General features: G+C 64.3%; 25 protein-coding genes and 3 pseudogenes. 5 read left to right on the plus strand and 23 right to left on the minus strand.

Translation table 11 applies throughout. The features are described from left to right. Window positions 1-146 (plus strand): annotated as a pseudogene (locus WJW29_RS12410) (IS1595 family transposase); the annotation flags it as partial. Between the two features lie 17 nt (window positions 147-163). Here WJW29_RS12410 and WJW29_RS12415 read toward each other — a convergent pair. Beyond that, window positions 164-337 (minus strand): annotated as a pseudogene (locus tag WJW29_RS12415) (transposase); the annotation flags it as partial. Between the two features lie 48 nt (window positions 338-385). Here WJW29_RS12415 and WJW29_RS12420 point away from each other — a divergent pair. Then, a pseudogene (locus tag WJW29_RS12420) lies at window positions 386-544 on the plus strand (ATP-binding protein); the annotation flags it as partial. Window positions 545-871: 327 nt separating this feature from the next. On the opposite strand, the gene glmU reads toward WJW29_RS12420, so the two are convergent. Then, window positions 872-2,236: a bifunctional UDP-N-acetylglucosamine diphosphorylase/glucosamine-1-phosphate N-acetyltransferase GlmU gene (glmU, locus tag WJW29_RS12425; protein ID WP_027703258.1), complete on the minus strand. Its 1,365-nt coding sequence runs from the start codon at window positions 2,234-2,236 to the stop codon at window positions 872-874. Between the two features lie 144 nt (window positions 2,237-2,380). On the opposite strand from glmU, the gene WJW29_RS12430 reads away from it, so the two are divergent. Next, window positions 2,381-2,764 (plus strand): GtrA family protein, encoded by a 384-nt coding sequence (locus WJW29_RS12430; protein ID WP_011257628.1) that lies wholly within the window; start codon window positions 2,381-2,383, stop codon window positions 2,762-2,764. A 522-nt stretch (window positions 2,765-3,286) separates the two neighbouring features. Here WJW29_RS12430 and WJW29_RS12435 read toward each other — a convergent pair. The 10 genes from WJW29_RS12435 to WJW29_RS12480 form a co-directional block, all read right to left on the minus strand. Further along, entirely contained in the window at window positions 3,287-3,859 is a 573-nt protein-coding gene (locus tag WJW29_RS12435; RefSeq protein ID WP_011257627.1) for a chorismate mutase, read from the minus strand. Window positions 3,860-4,090: 231 nt separating this feature from the next. Continuing rightward, window positions 4,091-4,513 (minus strand): F0F1 ATP synthase subunit epsilon, encoded by a 423-nt coding sequence (locus tag WJW29_RS12440; protein ID WP_011257626.1) that lies wholly within the window; start codon window positions 4,511-4,513, stop codon window positions 4,091-4,093. A gap of 143 nt (window positions 4,514-4,656) precedes the next feature. Then, the gene (gene atpD / locus WJW29_RS12445; protein WP_011257625.1) at window positions 4,657-6,063 is read right to left on the minus strand and encodes a F0F1 ATP synthase subunit beta; all 1,407 of its coding nucleotides are present in this window, start codon (window positions 6,061-6,063) and stop codon (window positions 4,657-4,659) included. Between the two features lie 144 nt (window positions 6,064-6,207). Further along, window positions 6,208-7,071, minus strand: a complete 864-nt coding sequence (atpG, locus tag WJW29_RS12450) for a F0F1 ATP synthase subunit gamma (protein WP_011257624.1) — start codon at window positions 7,069-7,071, stop codon at window positions 6,208-6,210. 193 nt (window positions 7,072-7,264) lie between these two features. Beyond that, on the minus strand, window positions 7,265-8,812 hold the full coding sequence (gene atpA, locus WJW29_RS12455) for a F0F1 ATP synthase subunit alpha (protein WP_011257623.1): 1,548 nt from the start codon (window positions 8,810-8,812) through the stop codon (window positions 7,265-7,267). A gap of 47 nt (window positions 8,813-8,859) precedes the next feature. Beyond that, entirely contained in the window at window positions 8,860-9,387 is a 528-nt protein-coding gene (locus tag WJW29_RS12460; RefSeq protein WP_011257622.1) for a F0F1 ATP synthase subunit delta, read from the minus strand. 3 nt (window positions 9,388-9,390) lie between these two features. Next, window positions 9,391-9,861, minus strand: a complete 471-nt coding sequence (locus WJW29_RS12465) for a F0F1 ATP synthase subunit B (protein ID WP_011257621.1) — start codon at window positions 9,859-9,861, stop codon at window positions 9,391-9,393. Window positions 9,862-9,975: 114 nt separating this feature from the next. Next, window positions 9,976-10,278: a F0F1 ATP synthase subunit C gene (gene atpE / locus WJW29_RS12470; protein ID WP_011257620.1), complete on the minus strand. Its 303-nt coding sequence runs from the start codon at window positions 10,276-10,278 to the stop codon at window positions 9,976-9,978. 72 nt (window positions 10,279-10,350) lie between these two features. Further along, window positions 10,351-11,151 (minus strand): F0F1 ATP synthase subunit A, encoded by an 801-nt coding sequence (gene atpB, locus WJW29_RS12475; protein WP_011257619.1) that lies wholly within the window; start codon window positions 11,149-11,151, stop codon window positions 10,351-10,353. 25 nt (window positions 11,152-11,176) lie between these two features. Beyond that, window positions 11,177-11,542: a hypothetical protein gene (locus WJW29_RS12480; RefSeq protein ID WP_011407576.1), complete on the minus strand. Its 366-nt coding sequence runs from the start codon at window positions 11,540-11,542 to the stop codon at window positions 11,177-11,179. Window positions 11,543-12,074: 532 nt separating this feature from the next. On the opposite strand from WJW29_RS12480, the gene WJW29_RS12485 reads away from it, so the two are divergent. Beyond that, complete coding sequence (locus WJW29_RS12485) at window positions 12,075-12,887, plus strand: hypothetical protein (protein WP_011257617.1); 813 nt, start codon at window positions 12,075-12,077, stop codon at window positions 12,885-12,887. 138 nt (window positions 12,888-13,025) lie between these two features. Here the strand turns inward: WJW29_RS12485 and WJW29_RS12490 are convergent, their stop codons facing one another. The 6 genes from WJW29_RS12490 to WJW29_RS12515 form a co-directional block, all read right to left on the minus strand. Beyond that, complete coding sequence (locus WJW29_RS12490) at window positions 13,026-13,316, minus strand: hypothetical protein (protein WP_011257616.1); 291 nt, start codon at window positions 13,314-13,316, stop codon at window positions 13,026-13,028. 61 nt (window positions 13,317-13,377) lie between these two features. Next, entirely contained in the window at window positions 13,378-15,201 is a 1,824-nt protein-coding gene (gene lpdA / locus WJW29_RS12495) for a dihydrolipoyl dehydrogenase (RefSeq protein ID WP_011257615.1), read from the minus strand. A 16-nt stretch (window positions 15,202-15,217) separates the two neighbouring features. Continuing rightward, the gene (locus tag WJW29_RS12500) at window positions 15,218-15,865 is read right to left on the minus strand and encodes a hypothetical protein (protein ID WP_011257614.1); all 648 of its coding nucleotides are present in this window, start codon (window positions 15,863-15,865) and stop codon (window positions 15,218-15,220) included. Continuing rightward, on the minus strand, window positions 15,862-17,655 hold the full coding sequence (locus WJW29_RS12505; protein WP_011257613.1) for a dihydrolipoyllysine-residue acetyltransferase: 1,794 nt from the start codon (window positions 17,653-17,655) through the stop codon (window positions 15,862-15,864). Before WJW29_RS12505 ends, WJW29_RS12500 begins: the two co-directional genes overlap by 4 nt. Window positions 17,656-17,784: 129 nt before the next feature. Then, window positions 17,785-18,543: a DUF2884 family protein gene (locus WJW29_RS12510; protein WP_011257612.1), complete on the minus strand. Its 759-nt coding sequence runs from the start codon at window positions 18,541-18,543 to the stop codon at window positions 17,785-17,787. A 181-nt stretch (window positions 18,544-18,724) separates the two neighbouring features. Then, window positions 18,725-19,285: a DNA-deoxyinosine glycosylase gene (locus tag WJW29_RS12515; RefSeq protein ID WP_011257611.1), complete on the minus strand. Its 561-nt coding sequence runs from the start codon at window positions 19,283-19,285 to the stop codon at window positions 18,725-18,727. Window positions 19,286-19,426: 141 nt separating this feature from the next. On the opposite strand from WJW29_RS12515, the gene WJW29_RS12520 reads away from it, so the two are divergent. Next, window positions 19,427-20,113: an OmpW family outer membrane protein gene (locus WJW29_RS12520; RefSeq protein ID WP_011257610.1), complete on the plus strand. Its 687-nt coding sequence runs from the start codon at window positions 19,427-19,429 to the stop codon at window positions 20,111-20,113. Window positions 20,114-20,397: 284 nt separating this feature from the next. Here WJW29_RS12520 and WJW29_RS12525 read toward each other — a convergent pair whose 3' ends face one another. The 5 genes from WJW29_RS12525 to WJW29_RS12545 all read right to left on the minus strand — a co-directional run bounded on the left by WJW29_RS12525 (window position 20,398) and on the right by WJW29_RS12545 (window position 24,941). Then, complete coding sequence (locus WJW29_RS12525; protein ID WP_011257609.1) at window positions 20,398-20,955, minus strand: CcdC protein domain-containing protein; 558 nt, start codon at window positions 20,953-20,955, stop codon at window positions 20,398-20,400. 376 nt (window positions 20,956-21,331) lie between these two features. After that, window positions 21,332-22,132, minus strand: coding sequence for a MetQ/NlpA family ABC transporter substrate-binding protein (locus WJW29_RS12530; RefSeq protein ID WP_011257608.1), 801 nt, complete (start codon window positions 22,130-22,132; stop codon window positions 21,332-21,334). 94 nt (window positions 22,133-22,226) lie between these two features. Then, window positions 22,227-22,922 (minus strand): methionine ABC transporter permease, encoded by a 696-nt coding sequence (locus WJW29_RS12535; RefSeq protein ID WP_011257607.1) that lies wholly within the window; start codon window positions 22,920-22,922, stop codon window positions 22,227-22,229. Further along, entirely contained in the window at window positions 22,919-23,926 is a 1,008-nt protein-coding gene (locus tag WJW29_RS12540; RefSeq protein WP_113084373.1) for a methionine ABC transporter ATP-binding protein, read from the minus strand. Before WJW29_RS12540 ends, WJW29_RS12535 begins: the two co-directional genes overlap by 4 nt. 118 nt (window positions 23,927-24,044) lie before the next feature. Continuing rightward, the gene (locus WJW29_RS12545; protein WP_011257605.1) at window positions 24,045-24,941 is read right to left on the minus strand and encodes a DMT family transporter; all 897 of its coding nucleotides are present in this window, start codon (window positions 24,939-24,941) and stop codon (window positions 24,045-24,047) included. Between the last annotated feature and the right edge of the window lie 67 nt (window positions 24,942-25,008).

Below are 25,008 nucleotides of genomic sequence, written 5' to 3' on the forward strand. Positions count from 1 at the left end.
TGGCAGAGACGATGTGGCGGTTCAACCGCCGTTTCGATCTGACCCGGCTGGTGCCCAGCTTGCTGGCCGCAGCAGCCGCCAGCAAGCCGTGGTCCGAGCGGGCCCTGCGTGATGTCACCATGTTCACCGCTGAAAGTGCGTGCTAATCAGGACGGTTAATGCACGTGTACACCGTATGCCAGTTGCCAAAGCGCTCGGACAGACCGCGCCATTTGCAGCCATGCTCTGCGACGTAAAGAAGGGCGTTGACTACCTGCAGGTTGGTCATGCTGACATTGCCGCGTTGCAAAGGTAGGCAATGCTCGATGAGTGCAAATTGTGCTGGCGTGATCTCCATGCCCAATAGTTTAATCGCTCGAGACATTAATGTTAACAGGCCCTAGATAACGCACTGATGCCGTTCTATTCGACCAAGCGCAATGGCACCGGCCTTGGCCTCGCACTTACCCGCGAAATTGCCGAAGCGCATGGCGGCCGCATCTGGCTGCACAACCGCGAACACGGCGGATTGTGCGTGACCTTGCTGTTGCCGTTGGCGGCGTGAAAGCAGCAAGGCGCTCAGGACGGAATAACGCTTGGGATCCATGCAACCCAGGCGCTGCATCAGACCGCCGGTAGCGGACGCGCGTCGCGCACGTCGTCGCAGCGCCCCGGGGTGCGATCGGCGTTACCGCGGGAATGCCTGTCGCGCCCAGGTGCGCTCCTACACGTTCGATGCGTTGCGGCGCTGCACCGGCGGCTGAGCCACACAGGGCACGCCAGCCGCCTCGACGCGCCGAGAACGGCGGAACTGTCGCGCGCTTGGATGGGTCGCGCCGCCAAGCGCCATCAGCGCCAGAGCGGCGCTGTTCTCTGCGATGCAGCGTGCAGCCTATTTCTTGGTCGGCCGTTCCCAGCCTTCGATCACGGTCTGCCGCGCACGCGTCACCGTGAGCTGGCCCGCCGGTGCATCGCGCGTGACCACCGACCCGGCACCGATGGTGGAGTTGGCGCCAATTTCGATCGGCGCCACCAACGCGCTGTTGGAGCCGACAAACGCGCCATCGCCGATGGTGGTCTGCGACTTGTTCACTCCGTCGTAGTTGCAGGTGATGGTGCCGGCACCGATGTTGACCTTGCTGCCGATCACCGCATCGCCCAAGTAGGTCAGATGGTTGGCCTTGCTGTCGACGCCCATGGTGACCTTCTTGGTCTCCACGAAATTGCCGATATGCACGCCATCGGCCAACACGGTGCCCGGGCGCAGCCGCGCGAACGGGCCGATCTGCACCGCGCCTTCGGTAATCACGCCTTCCAGGTCGCTGTGCGCACGCACCTGCGTGCCGGCACCGAGCGTGACATCGCGCAGCCGCACGAACGGGCCGATCACCACGTCATCGCCCAGCGTCACCTCGCCTTCCAGGATCACATCGATATCCAGCTGCACATCGCGACCCACCTGCACGCTGCCACGCTGCTCCACACGCGCCGGGTCGGCCATGCGCACGCCCTGCAGGCACAGCGCGCGCGCAGTGCGTAGCTGCCAGGCGCGTTCGAGCTGGGCGAGTTGCCACGGGTCGTTGGCACCCTCCACGTCCTGCGGGTCGGCCACATGCACCATGTCGGCCGGTGTGAAATCGGCAGCGGCGCTGGCGAACACATCGGTGAGATAAAACTCGCCCTGCGCATTGTCGTTGGACAAGCCACCCAACCAGCGGCGCAGTGCGGTGGATTCGGCGGTGAGGATGCCGGTATTGATGGTGCGGATGCGGCGCTGTTCGTCGTTGGCGTCCTTCTGCTCGACGATGGCGGCCACCTTGCCTTCCGCATCGCGCAGAATGCGTCCATAGCCGGTGGGATCGGCCAGTTCGGCCACCAACACCGCCATGCGGCCCGGTGCATGCAGCAACTGCAACAGGCTTTCGCTGCGGATCAGCGGCACATCGCCGTACAACACGAGCACCCTCGCCGCGTCGGGAATCGCAGGCATCGCTTGCTGCACGGCATGTCCGGTGCCCAGCTGCTCGCGCTGCGCGGCCCACTGCAGATCGCTTTGATCGGCAAAGGCGGCCTGCACCTGATCGCTGCCGTGCCCGTACACGATATGGATCGCCGCCGGCTGCAGCTGCCGCGCGGTGGCGATCACGTGCGCCAGCATCGGCTGGCCCGCCAGCGGCTGCAGGACTTTGGGCAGGGACGAGCGCATGCGCTTGCCCTCGCCCGCGGCCAGGATCACAACGTGCAGGGGCAGAGTCATCAAGACATTCCAGGCATATAGATGGCTAAATTCTAGTCGCTGCACCCCGTCGCGTCGTTGCCCGGATGCAGTGTTGGTCTGCGATAACGGCGTTTGCGCCTCACTGCCGCTAGGATAGGCGCCCCTTTCCTCGCTGCAGCACGCATGAGTCTGTTCCGCCAAGGCAGCCAGTTCATGATGATCGGCGCCCTGCAGCTGGCGGTGGATTGCAGCATTTTCATTGCCGCCACCGCCGCAGGCATGCCCGCGGTGCCAGCCAATCTGCTGGGGCGCATCGGCGGCGCCATGCTCGGCTTCTGGCTCAATGGCCGCTACACCTTCGCCCAGCAGGGCAATGCGCGGCTGGGTTGGCAACGCTTCCGCCGCTTCGCGCTGATGTGGCTGTTGCTCACCGTGATCAGCACCTGGCTGCTCTCGACTACGGTGGATCTGCTCGGCCTACGCCAGGCGTGGCTGGCAAAACCGCTGGTCGAAGGCGGCTTGGCGATCGTGTCGTTCTTCCTGGGCCGGCATGTGGTGTACCGCTGATCGGGGCATGCGCACACAGCCAGCGGTTGTTCGGCTGTCTGGCGACATGACGCCGAGTGGAGCACCGCTTGCGCGCAGATATGCCGCAGCGGAGTAACTGCATCGTCTCACGTGCTGATCGGTCGCAAGTCCGTCTTTGTAAGCTCTGACGCGGCATCCATACCGCGCAAGGTCCTGTGCCGGTAGGCGGGCAAGTGCCAGTCGAGTTGGCCGGTGTACATGGCTTTCAGTCAAGCAGCCGGCAACTTTGTATGTGGTGTCCTCGCTGATTGCGGGACGATTGGCGGCATGGATACCGCCATCGAGCCCCCAAGGACGGTTTTACGGTGTGTCCCGCGAGCGGTGAGGACACCGCGCCTTCGACACACCCAGCATTTGATGCGGACGTCTGACTGCATTCACCAAGATGCGGCCGACAACACCAGCGAACGCACCACTGGGAGAGCGCTTATCCGTTTTGTCAGCCGCTCTGAACAGCACGACGGCGAGTGGCGCATCGCAGACCGGTTCGACCGCGCTGGATCAGTGGCAAAAATCGCCCAGGCCGCGCACCAGTGCTGCATGATGCAGTGCATCCAGCTGCCACTGCTTTGCGTAATGCGATGCCGCACGCGCCGTGCTGGCGGGGCAGTCGGGCGCGCTGCGCGCTGATGCCACATCGGCCAGCGCATCGAGCAGTTCGCCCTGCAGTTGATCCAGGCGTGTGCGCAGCGCGGCGAGATCCGGACGTGCGGTGTCCGGCGCACGTCCGCGCTCGTGCCAACGGTTCAACAGCGCGTACTGCACCGACTTGTTGGCTTCGATTTGCTGGCCAAAGAAGCGCGCCGCGTCGTCGGCATCTAGCCCGTGCGCTGGCGCCTGATCGCGCACCCTTTGCAACACCGCCGCCTCGCGCGCCTGATCCAGCACCGGCTTGCCGCTGTCCCACTTGCTCAGCGCCACTGCATCGCCGATGGCATTGCGCTGCACGATGCGGTCCATCAACAGATCCAGCGGCGGCTGGCTGCGCGCCGGCAATGCGCACCCCAGCAGTAGTCCGGCGGCCAACAGGCCGGTCACTATGTAAGCGCGAATGCCATCGATCGAGCGGGCCATACAGGTTCCTCAACGTACCTGGATCACTTTGCCATGCACCACTGCCGGGCAGCGCTGCGCCAAGGCACGCAGTGTGCCTACCACAGGCCACGGTCGATTCGCGGACCCGCAGACGCATCTCCAAAAACGAAAACGCCGACACGATGGTCGGCGTTTCCGACGTTCTCTTCTGCAGATGAACTTGCAGCTGCTGGCAATGCATGCCCACCCATCGGGCCGGCATGCAACCGCTTAGTGCTTGAGGTTGCGACGCAAGCGCTCCAGTGCCTGCAATTGCACCGTGGCCTCGGTCAGCCGACGCTGCGCCTCGGCCACGTCCACCGTGTTGCCACGGTTGGCCAGCAGCCGCTCGGCCTCTTCCTTGACCTTGCGCACGGCCGCCTCTTCGATGTCCTGCGCACGCACCGCGGTGTCGACCAGGATGGTCACCACCTGCGGCTGCACTTCCAGGATGCCGCCGGAAATAGCGAAATCCAGATGTTCGCCATTGGCGGTGATCACCACCACCTTGCCCGGCTTCAGGCGCGTGATCAGCGGCGCGTGCTTGGGCGCAATACCCAACTCGCCCAGCTCGCCGGTGGCCACGACCAGCGTCGCCTCACCGTGGAAGATTTCCTTCTCGGCGCTGACGATGTCGCAACGGATAGTGCTCATGCTGCCTCACTCTGTGAGGCGGGGATTGGGGATTCGGGATTCGGGATTCGCAACCGCAGCTTTCACTGTGGTCACTTACCTCGTTTCCGCTCCCCAATTACCGCCGTACCTAATCCCAAATCCCCAATGCCAAATTCCGGCTCTTACGCCTTGGCGCTCATCTTGTTGGCTTTCTCGACGGCTTCTTCGATGCTGCCGACCATGTAGAACGCCTGCTCCGGTAGGTGGTCGTATTCGCCGTCGCAGATCGCCTTGAAGCCGCGGATGGTGTCCTTCAGCGAGACGTACTTGCCCGGGGAGCCGGTGAACACTTCGGCCACGTGGAAGGGCTGGCTGAAGAAGCGCTCGATCTTGCGTGCGCGCGACACCGACTGCTTGTCTTCTTCGCTCAGCTCGTCCATGCCCAGGATGGCGATGATGTCCTTCAGTTCCTTGTACTTCTGTAAGGTCTGCTGGACGCGCTGGGCGGTGTCGTAATGCTCGTGACCGATCACCAGCGGGTCCATCTGGCGGCTGGTGGAGTCCAGCGGATCCACAGCCGGGTAGATACCCAGCGAAGCGATGTTACGGCTCAGCGTGACGGTCGAGTCCAAGTGGGCGAAGGTGGTCGCCGGCGACGGGTCGGTCAGGTCGTCCGCAGGCACGTACACCGCCTGGATCGAGGTGATCGAACCGCTCTTGGTCGAGGTGATGCGTTCCTGCAGCACGCCCATTTCTTCGGCCAGAGTGGGCTGGTAACCCACGGCCGACGGCATACGGCCGAGCAGCGCGGACACTTCGGTACCGGCCAGCGTGTAGCGGTAAATGTTGTCCACGAACAGCAGCACGTCCTTGCCCTTGCCGTTGGCGTCCTTCTCGTCGCGGAAGTACTCGGCCATGGTCAGGCCGGTCAGCGCAACGCGCAGACGGTTGCCCGGCGGCTCGTTCATCTGGCCGTACACCATCGCGACCTTGTCCAGAACGTTGGAGTCCTTCATCTCGTGGTAGAAGTCGTTGCCCTCGCGGGTACGCTCGCCCACGCCGGCGAACACGGACAAGCCGCTGTGCGCCTTGGCGATGTTGTTGATCAGTTCCATCATGTTGACGGTCTTGCCGACGCCGGCGCCGCCGAACAGGCCGACCTTGCCGCCCTTGGCGAACGGGCACATCAGGTCGATGACCTTGATGCCGGTTTCCAGCAATTCGGTGCTGGAGGACTGGTCTTCGTACGACGGTGCGCCGCGATGGATTTCCCAATGGTCCGACGCCTGCACGTCGCCGGCTTCGTCGATCGGACGACCCAGCACGTCCATGATGCGGCCCAGCGTACCGGCACCGACCGGCACCGAGATGGCGCGCTCGGTGTTGGTGGCCAGCAGGTTGCGCTTCAAGCCGTCGGTGGAGCCGAGCGCAATCGTGCGCACGACGCCGTCGCCGAGCTGCTGCTGCACTTCCAGGGTGATTTCGGTGCCTTCGACCTTCAGCGCGTGATACACCTTCGGCACTTCATTGCGCGGGAATTCGACGTCGACGACCGCGCCGATGATCTGAACGATCTTGCCCTGACTCATTTTGCTGCTCCGGTTAGCTTTGTTCTGTCCGAGTGGCCGATGCCATCTCGTGGAATTTTGTGATTTGGGATTCGTGAGTGGGGATTCGCAAGGGCGCAATTCGCTGCGCTCCAACCAATCCCGAATCCCCAATCCCGGCGGTACTTATACGGCGGCCGCGCCGCTGACGATTTCCGAAATCTCCTGGGTAATCGCCGCCTGACGTGCCTTGTTGTAGACCAGTTGCAAGGTGCCGATCATCTTGTTGGCGTTGTCGCTGGCGGCCTTCATCGCCACCATGCGCGCGGCATGTTCGGACGCCACGTTTTCCAGCACGGCCTGGTACACCAGCGACTCGATGTAACGCGTCATCACGTGCTCCAGCACGCTGGCGGCATCGGGTTCGTACAGGTAATCCCAATCGTGGTGCGCCACCTTGTGCTCGGCGGCAGGCAGCGGCAGCAGCTGATCGAAGCTGGCCTTCTGCGTCATCGTGTTCACGAAGCGGTTGTAGACCAGATACACGCGGTCGACCTTGCCTTCGATGAAGGCATCGATCATCACCTTGATCACACCGATCAGCTGTTCGACCTGCGGGCTATCGCCCAGGTGGGTCACGCTACCGACCATGTTGACCTTGATGCGACGGAAGAACGCCGACGCCTTCTGGCCGATGGTCACCACGTCGATCTCAGCGCCTGTGCCCTGCCAGGGGCGCACTTCGCCCAGCATCTTGCGGAACAGGTTGTTGTTCAAACCGCCGGCCAGGCCGCGGTCGGAAGAGATCACGATGTAGCCGACCCGCTTGACCTGCTCACGCTCGATCAGGAACGGGTGCTGGAAATCGGTGCTGGCCTGCGCCAGATGGCCGATCACCTGCTTCATCGCCTGCGCATACGGACGCGAGGTCTTCATGCGCTCCTGCGCCTTGCGGATCTTGGAGGCCGAGACCATTTCGAGCGCGCGCGTCACCTTGCGGGTGTTCTGCACGCTCTTGATCTTGGTTTTGATTTCGCGTCCGCCTGCCATACTCGCTCGCTTCGCTCGCTTAGTGGGATTCGGGAATCGGGATTCGGGATTGGCTAACGCCTCCCTACCTCACCGCTTCCGAGAACCCCGGATGCCTAACGTCTGGGAAACAGAAGCGGGGCTGGGCATCAGCCAACGCCCCGAACCACCGCTTCTGCAAATTCCGAATGCCCAATCCCGAATCCCGGCGCCCTTACCAGGTGCCCGTGGTCTTGAACTCTTGGATGCCCTTCTTGAAGCTGGCTTCGATGTCGTTGTCCCAACCGCCGGTGCTGTTGATCTTGGAGACCAGTTCGCCCTGGGTGTTGGCGAAGTGCGCGTGCAGGCCTTCTTCGAACGCCAGCAGCTTGTTGACCGGCACGTCGTCGAGGTAACCCTCGTTGACGGCGTAGATCGACAGCGCCTGGTTGGCGATGGACATCGGCGCGTACTGCTTCTGCTTCATCAGTTCGGTGACGCGCTGACCGCGCTCGAGCTGCTTGCGGGTGGCTTCGTCCAGGTCCGAGGCGAACTGCGCGAACGCCGCCAGCTCGCGGTACTGCGCCAGCGAGATACGGATGCCGCCGGACAGCTTCTTGATGATCTTGGTCTGGGCTGCACCACCGACGCGCGACACCGAAATACCGGCGTTCACGGCCGGGCGGATACCGGCGTTGAACAGGTCGGTTTCCAGGAATATCTGGCCGTCGGTGATCGAGATCACGTTGGTCGGCACGAACGCGGACACATCGCCGGCCTGCGTTTCGATGATCGGCAGCGCGGTCAGCGAACCGGTCTTGCCGGTCACCGCACCGTTGGTGAACTTCTCCACGTAGTCCTCGGACACGCGCGCTGCACGCTCCAGCAGGCGGGAGTGCAGATAGAACACGTCGCCCGGATAGGCTTCGCGACCCGGCGGACGCTTGAGCAGCAGCGAGATCTGGCGGTAGGCCACAGCCTGCTTGGACAGATCGTCGTACACGATCAGCGCGTCTTCGCCGCGGTCCATGAAGTATTCGCCCATGGTGCAACCGGCGTACGGACTGATGTACTGCATCGCGGCCGATTCGGACGCGGTCGCAGCCACCACCACGGTGTGCGCCAGCGCGCCGTTTTCTTCCAGCTTGCGCACGATGTTGGCAACGGTCGAGGCCTTCTGACCGATCGCCACGTACACGCACTTGATACCGGTGCCCTTCTGGTTGATCACCGCATCGATCGCCAACGCGGTCTTGCCGGTCTGACGGTCGCCGATGACCAACTCACGCTGGCCACGGCCGATCGGGATCATCGCATCGACCGACTTGTAACCGGTCTGCACCGGCTGGTCGACCGACTTACGCCAGATCACGCCGGGCGCAACGCGCTCCACCGGTGCGGTCTGGGTGGCGCCCAGCGGACCCTTGCCGTCGATCGGCTCGCCCAGTGCGTTGACCACGCGACCCAGCAGTTCCGGACCCACCGGCACTTCCAGGATGCGGCCGGTGGTCTTGGCCACGTCGCCTTCGCGCAGGTTTTCGTAATCGCCCAGCACCACGGCGCCGACCGAATCGCGCTCCAGGTTCAGTGCCAGCGCGAAGGTGTTGTTCGGCAGTTCGATCATTTCGCCCTGCATCACGTCGGCCAGGCCGAAGATGCGCACGATGCCGTCGGACACGCTGGTCACGGAGCCTTCGTTGCGCGACTCTGCGGACAGCTTGACCGCTTCGATGCGGGTCTTGATCAGGTCGCTGATTTCGGAGGGGTTGAGCGTGGTTGCCATCGTTCAGTCCTAGGTGCCGGCCGCGGGGGCCGTGCGTTTATGTGAATTCAGTGGGCGAGCGAGCTTTGCAGACGCGCAAGCTTGCCCTTCAGCGAGCCGTCGATGACCACGTCGCCGGTGTCGATCACCGCGCCGCCGATCAGCGACGCATCGACTGCGGTGGTGATATCCACGTCGCGGCCGAAGCGCTTCTTCAGAGCAGCAGCGATCGTGTCCAGTTCGGTCTGGCTCATGGCAGCGGCCGAGGTCACCGTCGCCTTGACGACATGTTCGGCCTCGGCACGCAGGTGTTCGTACAAGCCTGCCACTTCCGGCAGCAGCGACAGCCGCTGCGCATCGGCAAGCACGCCGAGGAAACGCAGATAGTCCTCGCCCGCCTGCGGCGGCGCCAGCAGCGTCACTGCCTGTTCCTGGCCCAGGGCCGGGTTGAGCAGCAATGCGGCCACGCGCGGGTCGCCGGCCACCTGCGCCGAAAACGCCAGCGCATCGGACCAGGGCGCGAATGTGCCGCCCTCACGCGCGATCGCAAACGCGGCACGGCCGTAGGGACGGGCAAGGGTGAGGGCCTGACTCATCGCTTAAATCTCCGCCGCCAGCTCGTCGAGCAGCGCCTTGTGGGCGTTGGCGTCGATTTCGCGCTTGAGCAGCTTTTCTGCACCGCTGACGGCCAGCACCGAGACCTGCTTGCGCAGCTCCTCGCGGGCACGCGTGGCGGATGCGTCGATTTCGGTCTGCGCCAGTTCTTTCTGACGGTTGGCTTCGGCAATTGCCTCCAGCTTGGCCGCTTCGATGATCTGGTTGGCGCGCGCATGGGCCTGATCGATGATTTCGTTGGCCTTGGTGCGGGCGTCCTTCAGTACTTCATTGACCTTTTCCTGTGCCTGCGCCAGATCCTTCTGACTCCGATCGGCCGCAGCCAGACCTTCAGCGATCTTTTGCTGACGCTCTTCGATCGCCTGCAGCAGCGGCGGCCAGATTTTGGTCGCGACGATCCAGATCAGACCGGCGAAGGCCAGCGCCTGGGCAAAGATGGTAAGGGTGATATCCATGGGTCGCTCAATCGCTGTTTAGGGGTGAAAGCGCCACCGCACGGGCGGCACTTTCCGACCTTCATCCGCGGATGCAACCGCTGAGGGCTGCATCCACATCCTGCTACCGCTGGATCAGCCGGCAGCCTGCGACAGACGCTCGATGAACACCTGGGCCAGCGGGTTGGCGAAGGCGAACAGCAGGCCGACAGCGACGCTGATGATGAACGCCGCGTCGATCAGGCCTGCGGTGATGAACATACGCACCTGCAGCACCGGGATCAGTTCCGGCTGGCGCGCAGCCGATTCCAGGAACTTGCCAGCCATGATGGCCAGACCGAGGCCGGCACCCAGCGCGGCCAGGCCGATCATGATGCCGACGGCGAGGACGGTGGAGCTCTGGACTTGAGCGAGGTTGGTCAGGACGGCGAGGTTCATGGTGATCTCCGAACGAAAGTTTCTAAGGGTGATGGATGAAGCGGAATGAAGCAGATGAAGGGTGACGCAAACTCAGTGGCTGTCTTCGGCCAGGCTCAGATACACGATCGACAGCATCATGAAAATGAAGGCCTGCAGCGGAATCACCAGCAGGTGGAACAGCATCCAGCCAAGGCCGAATACGCCGCCAGCGACCATGCCGGCGATGCCCGCACCGCCCAGCACCCAGATCAGCAGGAAGACGATCTCGCCGCCGAACATGTTGCCGAACAGTCGCATCGCCAACGAAATCGGCTTGCTCAGCCACTCGACGATGTTCAAAAGCAGGTTGAACGGCATCATCCATTTGCCGAACGGCGCCGTGAGGAATTCCTTGGTCATGCCGCCCACGCCCTTGGAGCGCAGCGAGAACACGATCATCAGGAAGAACACGCTGATCGACATGCCCAAGGTGGCATTGACGTCGGCAGTGGGCACCGGCTTCCAGGCGTGCACGCCGACCCAGCTCAGCGGGATGGCGATGAAATCGGCCGGGATCATCTTGATGAGGTTCATCAACAGGATCCAGAAGAAGATGGTGATCGCGATCGGCGTCACCAGCTTGCTGCTGCCGTGATAGGTGTCCTTGGCCTGGCGGTCGACGAACTCCAGGCAGATTTCCACGAACGCCTGCCACTTGCCTGGTACGCCGGAGGTGGCATTCCGGGTCGCCGTCCAGAACGCCAGGACCATGACCAACCCCATCAACACCGCCATGATCAGGGTGTCGAGGTGGATGGTCCAAAACGTGCCGCCACCATCGCGAACCGGAAGGATCAGGTTGTGCAAGTGATGCTGGATATAGGAGGTAGGTGTTGCTGCCTCGCCCGCCATGTGTCCGGAGCCCTTTAAGTTCGAATCAGCGTCTGGCCAGAGCCAGAACCTGAAAAATCAGCCCGATGGCGATACCTGCCAACAAAGCCAGAGGAGGCAGCCGCCACAGGCCGAAGCCGAGCGCCAGCGCCACGAAAACCAACACCCACTTCAGCACCATCGCCAGAATCAGCCGCACCATGGCGATGCCGGCTGTCTGGATACCGCCACCTAGCGCGGTACGTGCCGCAACCCAACCGCCCAGCACCGTTGCAAATCCGGTCAATGCCAGACCTGCAGAGTAACCGGGACCGACCAACAGCAACCCCAGACTGGTTATAGCTACGGCGGCAAGCGGATATACCGCAGCGCGCAGCATCAACCGCCGACCCGCGTCAACGGAGTTCAGCACTACGGTTACCTTACGTGTGAATGAGTGGGAAGCGCAGTTGCGCCTCGTCGAGCCGCGAAAGTATAGCAATGGGACAAATTGCGAGACAACCGGCAGAGGTCATCGGTTGCTGCGATGCACCACGTGGTTGCTGCCACGAAGGGTGGGAACTTTGCCACAAACCGATGGTCAGAACTGGCGGCGCCTGCACATCCTCGTCGAAAGGTATCGCCGCAGGCCGCGTCTAGGAGCCCTGGGAGACCGGGGCTCCTGCTTTTTGTAAGCATTTTGTGCATCCCACGACCTTCCCATTGGCGGTCCTCCAATCGATACGCCGCTTGGCCGACTCTGCATGACGTTGGCGTTGGCGCCTGCGAGGGCATGCGACTCGACTAAAGGATGAGAGCGCCGCAAAGCGGACCGTTTTGTCCGATTGCTATGACTGCTTTCACGGTGACTGGACAGTTCTTTCACTTTTGAGAGACGCCGTCTTATCGAACATGCGCGGCGCAGGCCGAACTGCCTGACCATTCTTAAGAATTCGGAGCCCCCCATGAAACACCTGCTCGCACTGGCCATTCCGTGCGTCCTGGCTGCCGCGTATGCCGCGCCCGCGCATGCCGAAGACACCGATGACCGCTTCCAGATTCGTCTGGGCGCGATGAATGTCGACAACGACAACACCATCCGCGGCAACACGTTGCTGGCTGGCAACGATGTGTCGGTCAACGAAGACTTCAAGCTGGGCGGCAAGGAATGGGAGCCGCGCGTGGATGGCGTGTTCCGTATCAGCACCCGTCAGCGCCTGATCTTCGACTACTTCAAGTACGACAAGGATCGCCGCGAGACCCTGACCCAGGATCTGAGCGCCGGTGGCGTCACCGTGCCGTCGGGCAGCTTCATCAAGGGCGAGCTGAAGTATCAGGTTGCGACCTTTCTGTACGACTACTCGGTGGTCGACTCGCCGGAATTCAGCCTGGGCCTGCAGATCGGTGCCGAGTACGCCAAGGTCCAAGCCAATGCGTATGCCGACCTGGGGAGCATGTTCACCGGCAATGTCGTGGACGAAAGCGACGACGGCGCTGCGCCGGTCGTCGGTATCCGCTTTACGGCGCGTCCGAGCGAACACTGGCTGTTCAACGTGCAGGGCCAGTACCTCAACACCAGCTGGGGCGACTTCAGCCACTACGACGGCGACCTGAGCCGCGCCAACGCGATTGCCGAATACCGCTTCACCAAGAACTTCGGCATTTTTGCCGGCTACGACTGGTTCAAGCTGGACGTCGACAAGAGCAGCAGCGATGGCCTGATCGGCCTGAAGCAGGAGTTCAAGGGGCCGGTGGCAGGCGTGACGTTCGCGTTCTGATTCTTTCCGGTCCCGGGGCACGGGATCCGAAAAGCAGCTTCATGCAGAACCCCGCAGCGATGCGGGGTTCTGTCGTTTAACCGATGCGTGGCAAGTCACCGACGCGGCAGCGGCCACATGGCTGCGGCGGACACACGCTCAGGGCGGCTTGGTCGCACCCGCTACCAACAGATGCTGGTGCGTGATGCAGTCGCACTCGTCGTGCCACCCGTGGTGCGGATCGGTGCAGATCGCATGCGGCACCGTCGCCGGCAGCGACGCCACGTCGCTGCGCAAGTCGCGCTTCAGCGAGACGGCCACCGAGCCCGCATGTGTCCCGTCGCTCCGCCGCGTCGGCTCGGCAATACGGTTGCCGATGGCCAGTTCGCGCTGCAGCAACGCCTGCAGTTCGGGACACAGATTGCCCCCCCACCACACGGCGACCTCCATGCGTCGAGTCAGCACCGCGGCGACCGTGCCATACGTGGCGGCACGGTCGTGCAGAGCGGCGTCACTTTTTCTTGGGGATGTACAGGTCGGTGATGGTGCCGTCGTACACCTCGGCAGCCATGCCGACCGATTCGCTCAGGGTCGGATGCGCATGGATGGTGTGGCCGATGTCTTCGGCCTCGGCACCCATTTCGATCGCCAGACCAATTTCAGCCAGCAGATCGCCGGCATGCACACCGACGATGGCGCCACCGATCACGCGATGGGTTTCTTCGTCGAAAATCAGCTTGGTGAAGCCCTCGGTGCGGCCGATACCGATCGCGCGGCCACTGGCAGCCCACGGGAACTTGGCCACGCCGACCTTCAGGCCCTTGGCCTTGGCTTCGGTCTCGGTCACGCCGACCCAGGCGATTTCCGGGTTGGTGTACGCCACCGACGGGATCACCCGCGCCACCCATTCCTTCTTCTCGCCGGCAGCCACTTCGGCGGCCAGCTTGCCTTCGTGCGTGGCCTTGTGCGCCAGCATCGGGTTACCGACGATGTCGCCGATGGCGAAGATGTGCGGCACGTTGGTGCGCATCTGCCGGTCGACCGGAATGAAGCCACGCTCGGTGACCGTGACGCCGGCCTTGTCGGCACCGATCTTCTTGCCGTTGGGCGAGCGGCCCACGGCGACCAGCACGCGGTCGTACGCAGTGGCCTGCAGGCCGGGTTTGTCGCCCTCCACGGCCGCTTCGAAGGACACGGTGATGCCCTTTTTACCGGCGGTGACGTCGGTGGCCTTGGTCTTGAGATGGACGTCGACGCCCTGCTTCTTCAGGCGGTCGGCCAGCGGCTTGACCAGGTCCTTGTCGGCGCCCGGCATCAGCTGGTCCATGAATTCGACCACGGTGACCTTGCTGCCGAGCGCGCTGTACACCGTGGCCATTTCCAGACCGATGATGCCGCCGCCGACCACCAGCAGGGTCTTGGGAATGTCGTGCAGCTCCAGCGCGTCGGTGGAGTCCATCACGCGCTTGTCGTCCCATGGGAAGTTGGGCAGCTTCACCGCCTGCGAGCCGGCCGCGATGATGCAGTGCTCGAAGCGCAGCAGCTGGGTCTTGCCGTCGTCGCCGACGATTTCCAGCTCATTGGGCGAAACGAACGTTGCCACGCCGGTGACGGTACGTACCTTGCGCTGCTTGGCCATGCTGGCCAGGCCGCCGGTGAGCTTGCCGACCACTTTTTCCTTGTACTCGCGCAGCGTGCCCAGGGTGATCTTGGGCTGACCGAAGTCCACGCCGAAGTCGCCGGCATGGGCCACTTCATCGATCACCGCGGCGGCATGCAGCAGCGCCTTGGACGGGATGCAGCCAACGTTGAGGCAGACGCCGCCGAGGCTGGCGTAGCGCTCGATCAGCACCGTGTCCAGGCCCAGATCGGCGGCGCGGAATGCGGCCGTGTAGCCACCGGGGCCGGCGCCGAGCACCACCATCTTGCATGCGATATCGGCCGGCTTGTCGCTGGCCAGTGCGGGCTTGGACGGCGCCGGTTCGGCCGGGGCGCGATGCGACGGCGTCACCGGCGGCTTGCTGCCCGGCGCGGCAGCAGGCGCGACAGCGGCCGGTGCGGCCTTGGTCTCGGCCTTGGCCGGCGCGGCAGCCTCGCCTTCGGTTTCGAGCAGCAGCACGAGCGCGCCTTCGGACAAGATGTCGCCGACCTTGACCTTGAGTTCCTTGACAACACCCGCGGCCGAGGACGGCACTTCCAGCGTGGCCTTGTCCGATTCCAGCGTTACCAGGCCCTGGTCCTTGGCCACGCTGTCGCCAACGGCGACCAGCACTTCGATGACGGGGACATCGCTGTAATCGCCGATGTCGGGAACCTTGATTTCAATGACCGCCATTTGCTTCTCCTGTAGCTCAACCGGCCGTGCCGGCAAGCGTCTGCTGGAGTTCATCCAGCGACGATTCGATTTGGGTCCAGCGCTTGTCGCGCTTCTTTTCATTGCCTTCGCTGGCTTCGATCAGCAGCGCGGCCTGTTGCAGCAGCAACGCGCCGCCGCCGCAGCTCGGCCGCGCGCCGCTGTAGCGCACGCCATCGACCTGGAATGAGAGCACTTCGCCCTCGCTCACCGGCGCAGTGCGTCCGATCGGTGCGAGCTGGGTCAGCGTGTTGGTCCAGTTGCTGACCAGGCGCTTCGCCAGAGCCGCCAGAATCGGGATCTCGACCGTTTCCGGGGGCTGCTCTGTGCGGAACTGCACGCTGCCGCGGTCGGTCTGGCTGACCCAGTTGTAGACGCGCTCATCGGCGCGGCTATGCCGCAGGGTCCGGTCGGCACCGTCCTTGCCCGGCACCAGCGACACCGCGCTCTCCACGCCACGTGTGGGCAGCGTCAGCAACGCCAAGGCCGGCTGGGTGCTGCCATCCAGCAGCGTGGTGACGGCAGTGCCGTCGTTGCCCACGGCCGGCGGCCAGCCGCGCCCGAGCGTGCTCCCGCATTCGCGTGCAACTGCCGTTGTCCACGGCAGTACACCGAGCACGGCGATGGTCAGCAGCGCAGCCCTCACAGCAGGACGCGACGCATGTCGGCCAGCACCTGGCTGAGGTAGGTGGTGAAACGGGCCGCCAGCGCGCCGTCGATGACCCGGTGGTCGTAGCTCAGCGACAACGGCAGCATCAGCTTGGGCACGAACTCCTTGCCGTTCCAGACCGGCTGCATCGCCGACTTGGACACGCCCAGGATCGCCACTTCCGGCGCATTGATGATCGGCGTGAACGCGGTACCGCCGATGCCGCCGAGCGAGCTGATCGAGAAGCAGCCGCCGCTCATGTCGGCCGGACCCAGCTTGCCGTCGCGCGCCTTCTTGGCCAGTTCGCCGCTTTCCTGCGCGATCTGCAGCACGCCCTTCTTGTCGACGTCGCGGATCACCGGCACCACCAGGCCATTCGGTGTATCGGCCGCGAAGCCGATGTTGATGTACTTCTTCAGCGTGAGGTTTTCGCCGGCCGCATCCAGCGAGGCGTTGAACTCGGGGAACGTCTTCAACGCCGCGGCGCTGGCCTTGACCAGGAAGGCGAGCATGGTGAGCTTGATGCCCGCCTTCTCGTTTTCCTTGTTGAGGGCCACGCGCAGGGCTTCCAGGTCGGTGATGTCGGCCGACTCGAACTGGGTGACGTGCGGAATCATGGCCCAGTTGCGCGCCAGGTTGGCTCCGGAAATCTTCTTGATGCGCGACAGCGGCTGGGTTTCGGTCTCGCCGAACTTGCTGAAGTCCACCTTCGGCCAGGCCAGCAGGTTCAGGCCGTTGGCGCCACCGGCCGGCACAGCGCCGGCGGCGGCAGGTGCGCCGCCGCTGAGTGCCGCCTTCACAAAGCGCTGCACGTCTTCGCGGGTGATGCGGCCGCCCTTTTCACTGCCCTTGAGCTGGTTCAGGTCTACGCCCAGTTCGCGTGCGAACACGCGCACCACCGGGCTGGCGTACGGCACCTTGGACGGCAGCACGCTGTCGGCATCGAAGGTCACCGGCGGGCTGCTCGGGTTGCCGGCCGACGGCTGGCTGACCTGCGCGGACTGCGCAGCTGCGCCGGAACGGGCGCCCTGCACCTGCGCAATTTCGCGCTGGGCCAGCTTGTCCGGCTCGGCCGGCACGGCGACCGGCTCGACCTTGCCCGCCGTCTCGGCGGTGTCGGTGGTGGGCTTGACGGACGACTGCGCCGCCCCCGCACCGCCATCGCTGGCTGCAATGATTGCCACCACACTGCCCTGCGAGAGCAGGTCGCCGACCTTGACCTTGAGCTCCTTGACCACGCCGGCCGCCGAGGACGGCACTTCCATCGTGGCCTTGTCCGATTCCAGGGTGACCAGGCTCTGGTCCTTGGCGACGGTATCGCCGACAGCGACCAGCACTTCGATCACCGGGATGTCGGTGTAATCGCCGATATCGGGCACGCGCGCTTCGGTCAGGCCGCCGTTCGAGGAGGCAGCAGGCGCAGCGGCTTCGGCCTTGGCCGCGGGTGCCGGGGCAGACGCAGGAGCGGCCTTGGCCGGCGCGGCGGGCGCAGCAGCAGCAGCTGCGGGCTTGGCTGCAGCAGCAGCGCCGGCATCGACGCCGGCATCGGCCACTTCGATCAATGCCACCAGCGCGCCCTGCGAGAGCGAATCACCCAGCTTCACCTTGATCTCCTTGACCACGCCGGACACCGACGACGGCACTTCCATGGTGGCCTTGTCCGATTCCAGCGTGACCAGGCTCTGGTCCTTGCTGACCGTATCGCCGACGGACACCAGCACCTCGATTACCGGGACGTCGCTGTAGTCACCGATATCGGGGACAAGTGCTTCCTTGATTTCGGCCATACGGGGGAACTCCGGCAACAGAATGGGGAAACCCCTATTGTGGCCGGCTGCGGGCCGCAGCGCCAACCATTGCCGTGCAAAAATCGCTCGGCCGGCGGGATGCAGTGCCCGCATGCGTGCGTGCACCGATCATTTCACCGTGCGTCGATCGACCCGCAACAGTTGCAGTGGCTCGCCCGACGGCAAACGATACGCCAGCGCATTGTCCAACCCATCGAGTGCTTCCAGGCGCCGGCACCACTGCTGCGCGCGCGGCCGCAATGCACGCGCTTGCGGTTCGACCAGGCGCTCGATGCGCGCTTCCAGGCCATCGAGCGAACGCAGCTGCACGTCGTTCCCGGTGATTGCGGACTGCACCGCACCGGCCACCACATCGCCGATCAGCTGCGGCAGCAACTCGGCCACCAGCGCGCCGATGGCGTCGTCGATCTCGACCAGGGTCAGCTGGCTTTTGCTGAAACTCTGCTTCAAGCGTATGTCGATCTTCTCGCGCACGTTTGCCAGCTGCGCACGCGTGGCCTCCGGGTTGCGACTGAAGCCAGCGGCCACTTCGCCCAGTGCAGTGATTGCGATATCGGCCGCTGCGCGACCCACTGCCTGCGCCAGCGGCACGCCATCCCGGATCTGGCGCTCGAACTGAATCAGGCGGGTGCGATCGTCGGCTTTCGGTTCCACCCAGCGGTCGTCGACGCACAAGACGCCCTGGCGCATGACCAAGCGTTGCGGCGTGCCTGATTCACGGATCAGGATCAGGCTGCGCGGGTTGAGCGTGAGGTCGTCATCGCTGCTGACCTCGCAGTGCGTGTCGTCTGCACTGGCTGCGCTTACGGCGCCCAGCAGGCCTAGCAGCACGCGGGCTGCCATCGTGATTGCGGGCTTGATCGTCATATCGCCACTTGCGTTGTGCGCTGGCATGACGTCCGGCCTGCGGCCCCGATGCACGCAGCGCGCGCGTCTGCAGCTGTGCCAGCGGTGTGCATCCGCAATCAGAGCCAGGTGGTGCTGCAGTCGCGTCGTCCAATGCACGGCGCTCGCATTCCACAATGACCGTACGTCATCTCACCATGAGCTAGCGCACCGCATCGCACACCGGTTGCCAGGCTGTCGCCAGCCGCGGCAGCGACCAGGCGGCATTGGCCGGGCTGGTGGACGGCAAAGCGACGACTGGCAGCGCGCGCAGCTTCGCCGACAGCAGCGGCTGCACATGCCGGCGCCACGCCTGCGCTGCCGCAGCGCCATTGCAAGCCACCAAGCGCAGCTGCGGCAGCGTGACCAACAGCGCGGGCAGCGGATTGACCACGATGCTCGCCGCCACGATGGACGTATCCAGACTGCCGCGCCGCTCGCATTGGCCGATGACATCCCACACACCCACACGATGGTCGAGCAATGCTTGCAAGCGCGATGCATAGCTTGCCGCTGCATCAAGGCCCAAAAGGGCATGCATCAAGGGCCAAAAGCGATTGCGTGGGTGTGCGTAGTAACGCGCTGCTTCCAACGATGCGACACCGGGCATCGAGCCGAGCAGCAACACCCTGCAATCGCTGCGAATGTGCGCTGGCAGCCCTTGGTTGACGCGTTTTTTCGTCACGGCAATCGCATCTGCGTGAATATCTTTTTCAGGCTGCATGACGTAACGACGGTCTTCTTGAGGGACTTCCTGAACGAACGAAATCTTAGCGGGATACAGGTCGGCGTGGATTCATATTTTCAGGACTAGTTTTGGCTCGGCCCACTCCACGGGCCTAACAACAAAACTGAGGAGACCCTCATGCGTTCCATTTCCATCCTGAGCCTGGCTGCTGTATCTGCACTTGCGATTGCACCGTCCGCGTTCGCGCAGGACACCACCTATACCGGCGACGCCTCCTCGACTTCTTCCAGCACGATGTCCAGCAACGGCGACACTGCTTCGGGGAAGCATTGGGCCGTGGTCGGCGGCGTGGCGCTGCTGAACCCCAAGAACAACCCGGCTCCGGGCCTGGACGTCGATGGCGGCCCGGCACCGACGCTGAGCGCCAGCTACTACGTCAACGACAACTGGGCCGTTGAATTGTGGGGCGCAGCCGACAAGATCAACCACCGCGTCAACGCCGATGGCGTGGGCAAGGTCGGTACCGTCGATCAGCAGCCGATCGCCATCAGCGGTCAGTACCACTTCGGCGAAGCCGACAACGTGTTCCGTCCGTTCGTGGGCGTGGGCTACTACGAGTCGAACTTCAGCAACGAGAAGATCGATGCGGCGTCGACCAGCGGCGATCACGTGGGTCTGAGCACCGCCAAGGGCGTCATCGGCACCGCTGGTGTGGACATGAACATCAACTCCACCTGGTTCGCACGTGCCGACGCCCGCTACATGCGTTCGCGTCCGGAACTGCGCGTGGCTGGCCAGGGCACCGGCAGCGAGCTGAAACTGGATCCGTGGACCGTTGGCTTCGGCATCGGCGCGCGCTTCTAAGCACGCACCAGCCAGACGGGTGTTCAGTTGAAGAAAAAACGGGCCGCACGGCCCGTTTTTTCTTGTACGCGACGTGTGCGACTTCAAGATCGCATAACCACGCAACGAAGCGATGACCTGGTGATCAGCTGTCCATACGCGATTGCGGGAAGCGTTGCATCTTCCAGACATCCGACCTATCGCTTCGCTCCAATCACCATTCTTTGCTGCATGCACGCGCAAGCGGCGAGACGCATCTTGTGTGTCAGTCCAACACCATCGCCTGCCGCAAGCTGCACACGCACTCAGCGCCAATAAACGCTGCCGCGCAGACGTGCGCTGCGCCAGCGCCACCACAGCAAGGTGGCGTAGGCGAGCGCATCACCGAGCAGGACGCCGGCAGCGCTGAGCAGACTGGCATGACTGAGCCATCCCTCGGTCGGCCAGGCTGCGCCCTGCCAGGCGCTGCGCCAGCCATGCACCATCCCGGCGATCACCCGCACCACGACCAACGCGGTCAAGGCCAGCATCAACCACAGGTTCGGCCGGTAAAACAGGCCTTGCGTGGTGCGCTCGAAGCGGGTCAGGCGCAGCGCCAACACCCCGAGCGCCAACCCGCAGGCCCAGCCGAATGCGGCGTGGCTGATCGCACCGGGCCAGAACGCCGCCGCGACCAGGCTGAAGATCAAAAACAGCACGCTGGACATGCCAGCCGACACCAGATTGATCATCAGTAGCCAGCCACGCGCCTGACGAGGTGCAGTGCCCATGCGAAAGCGCTGCAGCAGCGACAACGGGAACAGCACCACGAACACCGCCAGGGCAATGATCACGGCCAGCGGAATGGCAAGCAGCAAAGGCATCGGGAGACTGCCGGAAACAGATGGCCGATCACGCTACTACGCAGGCGTGCAGCGGCACGTGTTCGACGCTGATAAGTGCCGAACTCCGGCACCGCAACCGCGCGCACCCGACAGTGGTCGCGGCAGGCTGGTGCGCGCTGTAAAGGATTACGCGCATCCGCAGGAAAATCAGCGACGACAACACAGAAATCATCGCCAACGTTGACGCAGCGCGTTGCTCGGAGCGCCGTTAAGCAAGAGCGAAACAATCACGTAGCGGGCAACCGTCAGACGGACATGGCCAATGCGCAGAAACCGAAGTGGACAAGTGGTTCATGCCGCAAAGGCGCCGACCGCGCTCCGCTCACACAGAGCGCAGCCGTTTCAGTCCTCGCTCTCAAAACGCCGGCAGCACCGCGCCTTTGTACTTGCGCTCGATAAAGGCCTTCACTTCCGGGCTGGTCAGCGCTTTGGCCAGTTTCTGCACGCGCGGGTCGTCCTTGTTGTCGGCGCGCGCCACCAGGAAGTTGACGTACGGCGAGTCCTTGCTTTCGATCGCCAGCGCATCGCGGGTGGGGTTGAGCCCGGCGTCGAGTGCGTAATTGGTATTGATCAACGCCAGATCCACCTGGTCCAGTACGCGCGGCAGCATGGCCGAATCGAGCTCGCGGAATTTGAGCTGCTTGGGGTTTTCGACGATATCGCGTTGGCTGGACAGCGCGTTGCCCGGGTCCTTGAGTTTGATCACCCCGGCCTTGTCGAGCAGGATCAGCGCGCGGCTGTTGTTGCTCGGGTCGTTGGGGATCACCACATCGGCGCCGTTGGGGAGATCGGCCAGTGCCTTGAAGTGACGCGAATACGCACCGAACGGTTCGATATGCACGCCGACCACGGTTACCAGCTGGCTTTTGCGGTCGCGGTTGTACGCGTCCAGATAGGGTTCGGTCTGGAAGTAATTGACGTCGATCTGCTTCTGCACGACCTGATCGTTCGGCTGCACGTAGTCGTTGAACACGCGCACATCGAGCTTGACCCCCTGCTTGGCCAGCAGCGGTTCGACCACTTCCAGGATTTCGGCATGCGGCACTGCCGTGGCGGCAACGGTCAGGGTGTCGCCGCCGCTGCTGCCACCTCCGCCACAGGACGCCAATGCCAGCGTGGCTGCGGCCAGGAGGGAACGAAACGCGAATGTGCTCATGTAGGGATCCGTGTGAGGAGGAACGCGGGCGTGCCGCAGGCCCTCAACCTACCAGACGCCGCGTGTGGCAGCGATGCCCCGAACGCAGCGCCGCTCACCGCCGGCTGTAGTACGCCACCAGGCGGTCTCCCAGCATCTGCAGCACCTGCACCAGCACCAGCAAGGCGATCACGGTGATCAGCGCCACGTCCGAATGCGAGCGCAGATAGCCTTCGCGGTAGGCCACATCGCCCAGGCCGCCGGAGCCGATCGCACCGCCCATCGCGGTGAAGCCGATCAGCGCGATGGTGGTCACGGTGGCGCCGGCGATCAGGCCGGGGCGCGCTTCGGGCAACAGCACGCGCAGCACCAGCTGGCGGGTGCTGGCGCCCATCGCCTGGCTGGCTTCGATGATCCCGCGATCGACCTCGCGCAGCGCGGTTTCCACCAGGCGCGCATAGAACGGTGCGGCGCCGACCACCAGCGGCAGGATTGCGCCGCGCACGCCGAGCGAGGTGCCCATCAGCATCAGCGTGAGCGGAATCATGGCGATCATCAGAATGATGAAGGGCACCGAGCGCAGCAGGTTGATCAACGCCGCAAGCGCCCCGTACAGCAGCGGGCGGCGGCGCAGCTGCGGCGCACCGCACAGGAACAGCGCGACGCCCAGCGGCAGGCCGATCAGCAAGGTCAGCGGCAGCGCGCCGGCGAGCATCAACAGGGTATCCAGGGTGGCCTGGCCGATATCGCCCCACTTGGCGGCATCGAGATTGCGGAAGAAACCGCCAGCGGCGGCAACGATCGGGTTCATACGCGCAGATCCTCCACCTGCACACCGGCAGCGACGAAGCCGGCGCGCGCAGCGGTCTGGTCGCCACCGGTCAGGGCGACGATGAGCTGGCCGTAGGGCGTGTCCTTGATGCGATCCACCCGCCCGGACAGGATGTTGTAGTCCACCCCGGTGTCGCGGGCGATGCGGCCCAAAACAGGTTCGTAGGTGCCGTTGCCCAGGAAGGTCAGCCGCACGATGCGCCCGCCAACGGCGGCGAAATCGCGATGCAGTTCGGCTTCGTCCAGATGCTCGGCTTCGGACACGAAGCGCCGGGTGGTGACGTGTTTGAGATGCAGGAACACCTCGGTCACCGGGCCGGTTTCCACCAGCTTACCGGCGTCCAGCACCGCCACGCGGTCGCAGACGCGACGGATCACGTCCATCTCATGGGTGATCAGCACGATGGTCAGACCGAGCTCGCGATTGATCTGCGCCAGCAGCTGCAGCACCGAGGCGGTGGTCTGCGGGTCCAGCGCGCTGGTGGCCTCGTCGCACAGCAGGATCTGCGGCCCGGTGGCCAGCGCGCGCGCAATGCCCACGCGCTGCTTCTGTCCGCCCGATAGCTGCGCCGGATACTGGTTGGCCTGCTCCTGCAGCCCGACCCGGGCCAGCAGCTCGGCCACGCGCGCATCGATCTCGGCACGCGGCGTGCCGACCAGTTCAAGCGGGAAGGCGACATTGCCGGCCACGGTCCGCGCGGACAGCAGGTTGAAGTGCTGGAAAATCATGCCGATGCGGCGACGCAAGGCACGCAGGCCCTGGCTGTCCAGCGCGGTCACGTCCTCGTCGCCGATCAGCAGACGACCGCCGCTGGGCTCTTCCAGCCGGTTGATCAGCCGGATCAGCGTGGACTTGCCGGCACCGGAATGGCCGATGATGCCGAACACCTCACCGGGGCCGATCCGCAAATCGAGCGGATGCAGCGCCACGATCTGACGACCGTCGACGGAATAGGACTTGTGCAGGCGCTGAAACTCGATCACCGGGCGTGGCCGACTGGGGGGCGTGAAGCCTACCATCGGGATTGGAGATTGGGGATTCGCAAGGACAACGGCGTCCCCGCTGTTGCCAATCCCGAATGCCGAATCTCGAATCTCGTCGTCACAGCCTATCCAGCGGCGGTGGACGGTCAGCCCTGCGTATCGGCTCCCGGCGCAACAAATACAGCCCGCTGGCAACGATGATGCCGGCGCCGGTCCAGGTCCAGCTGTCGGGCAGGGTCTGCCACAACAGCCAGTCCCAGCCGATCACCCAGACCAGGGCGGTGTATTCCAGCGGGGCGATCATCGAAGCCTCGCCGCGCATGAAGGCCTGGGTCAGCGCGACCTGGCCCAGCGCACCGGCCAGGCCCATGCCGGCGATCAACCCGGCGTGCCCGGCGTGTAGCGGCACCCAGCCGGGGATGGCCAGCAGCCCGGCGCCGATCGCCATGAACAGCAGAAACCACACCACCATGGCTTGCGGGGTGTCGGTGCGGGTCAGCAGGCTCACGGTGATCGCCGCGACGGCGTAGGCCGTGGCTGCCAGCAGCACCATCAGGCCGGGCAGCGAGATCAGCCCGTCCACGCCCGGGCGCAGTACCACGATCACCCCGACCAGGCCAATGCCAATCGCGGCCCAGCGACGCGGGCCCACATGCTCGCCCAGCAGCGGCACCGACAGCGCGGCCACCAGCAGCGGCGCAACGAAGTACAGCGTGTACGCGGTGGACAGCGGCATGCGCTTCAAGCCATAGACGAAGCAGCCGATCATCACCATGCCCAGCGCCCCGCGCAGCAGATGCAGGCCCCAGCGCACCGGCACGATCGCGCGCGGACCGGCGGTGGCGAACACCCACACCAGCACGAACGGCAGCGAGGCGGCACCGCGCAACAAGGTGACCTGCAGCGGTGGGTAATGCGCCGAGAGCAGTTTCATTCCCGCATCCATCAGCGAGAAGCAGGCCACGGCGACCACCATCCAGGCGATGGCGGGAAGCGGAGAGCGGGTGGTGGGCATGCGCGCATTATCGCCACGGCGCTGCCACGCCCGCCAATGCCCGGATGACGGCCGGGCCGGCACGATG

The organism is Xanthomonas sp. JL1, assembly GCF_038405005.1.

Bases quoted from the DNA above. Each gene is read 5' to 3' on its own strand.
- WJW29_RS12510 (WP_011257612.1), bottom strand. From the start codon at position 18,543: ATGACGATCAAGCCCGCAATCACGATGGCAGCCCGCGTGCTGCTAGGC.
- WJW29_RS12460 (WP_011257622.1), bottom strand. From the start codon at position 9,387: ATGAGTCAGGCCCTCACCCTTGCCCGTCCCTACGGCCGTGCCGCGTTT.
- WJW29_RS12535 (WP_011257607.1), bottom strand. From the start codon at position 22,922: ATGAACCCGATCGTTGCCGCCGCTGGCGGTTTCTTCCGCAATCTCGAT.
- WJW29_RS12520 (WP_011257610.1), top strand. From the start codon at position 19,427: ATGCGTTCCATTTCCATCCTGAGCCTGGCTGCTGTATCTGCACTTGCG.
- WJW29_RS12530 (WP_011257608.1), bottom strand. From the start codon at position 22,132: ATGAGCACATTCGCGTTTCGTTCCCTCCTGGCCGCAGCCACGCTGGCA.
- WJW29_RS12485 (WP_011257617.1), top strand. From the start codon at position 12,075: ATGAAACACCTGCTCGCACTGGCCATTCCGTGCGTCCTGGCTGCCGCG.
- atpE (WP_011257620.1), bottom strand. From the start codon at position 10,278: ATGAACCTCGCCGTCCTGACCAACCTCGCTCAAGTCCAGAGCTCCACC.
- WJW29_RS12440 (WP_011257626.1), bottom strand. From the start codon at position 4,513: ATGAGCACTATCCGTTGCGACATCGTCAGCGCCGAGAAGGAAATCTTC.
- lpdA (WP_011257615.1), bottom strand. From the start codon at position 15,201: ATGGCGGTCATTGAAATCAAGGTTCCCGACATCGGCGATTACAGCGAT.
- atpA (WP_011257623.1), bottom strand. From the start codon at position 8,812: ATGGCAACCACGCTCAACCCCTCCGAAATCAGCGACCTGATCAAGACC.
- atpG (WP_011257624.1), bottom strand. From the start codon at position 7,071: ATGGCAGGCGGACGCGAAATCAAAACCAAGATCAAGAGCGTGCAGAAC.
- glmU (WP_027703258.1), bottom strand. From the start codon at position 2,236: ATGACTCTGCCCCTGCACGTTGTGATCCTGGCCGCGGGCGAGGGCAAG.
- WJW29_RS12525 (WP_011257609.1), bottom strand. From the start codon at position 20,955: ATGCCTTTGCTGCTTGCCATTCCGCTGGCCGTGATCATTGCCCTGGCG.
- WJW29_RS12490 (WP_011257616.1), bottom strand. From the start codon at position 13,316: ATGGAGGTCGCCGTGTGGTGGGGGGGCAATCTGTGTCCCGAACTGCAG.
- WJW29_RS12435 (WP_011257627.1), bottom strand. From the start codon at position 3,859: ATGGCCCGCTCGATCGATGGCATTCGCGCTTACATAGTGACCGGCCTG.
- WJW29_RS12505 (WP_011257613.1), bottom strand. From the start codon at position 17,655: ATGGCCGAAATCAAGGAAGCACTTGTCCCCGATATCGGTGACTACAGC.
- WJW29_RS12465 (WP_011257621.1), bottom strand. From the start codon at position 9,861: ATGGATATCACCCTTACCATCTTTGCCCAGGCGCTGGCCTTCGCCGGT.
- WJW29_RS12515 (WP_011257611.1), bottom strand. From the start codon at position 19,285: ATGCAGCCTGAAAAAGATATTCACGCAGATGCGATTGCCGTGACGAAA.
- WJW29_RS12545 (WP_011257605.1), bottom strand. From the start codon at position 24,941: ATGCCCACCACCCGCTCTCCGCTTCCCGCCATCGCCTGGATGGTGGTC.
- atpD (WP_011257625.1), bottom strand. From the start codon at position 6,063: ATGAGTCAGGGCAAGATCGTTCAGATCATCGGCGCGGTCGTCGACGTC.
- WJW29_RS12430 (WP_011257628.1), top strand. From the start codon at position 2,381: ATGAGTCTGTTCCGCCAAGGCAGCCAGTTCATGATGATCGGCGCCCTG.
- atpB (WP_011257619.1), bottom strand. From the start codon at position 11,151: ATGGCGGGCGAGGCAGCAACACCTACCTCCTATATCCAGCATCACTTG.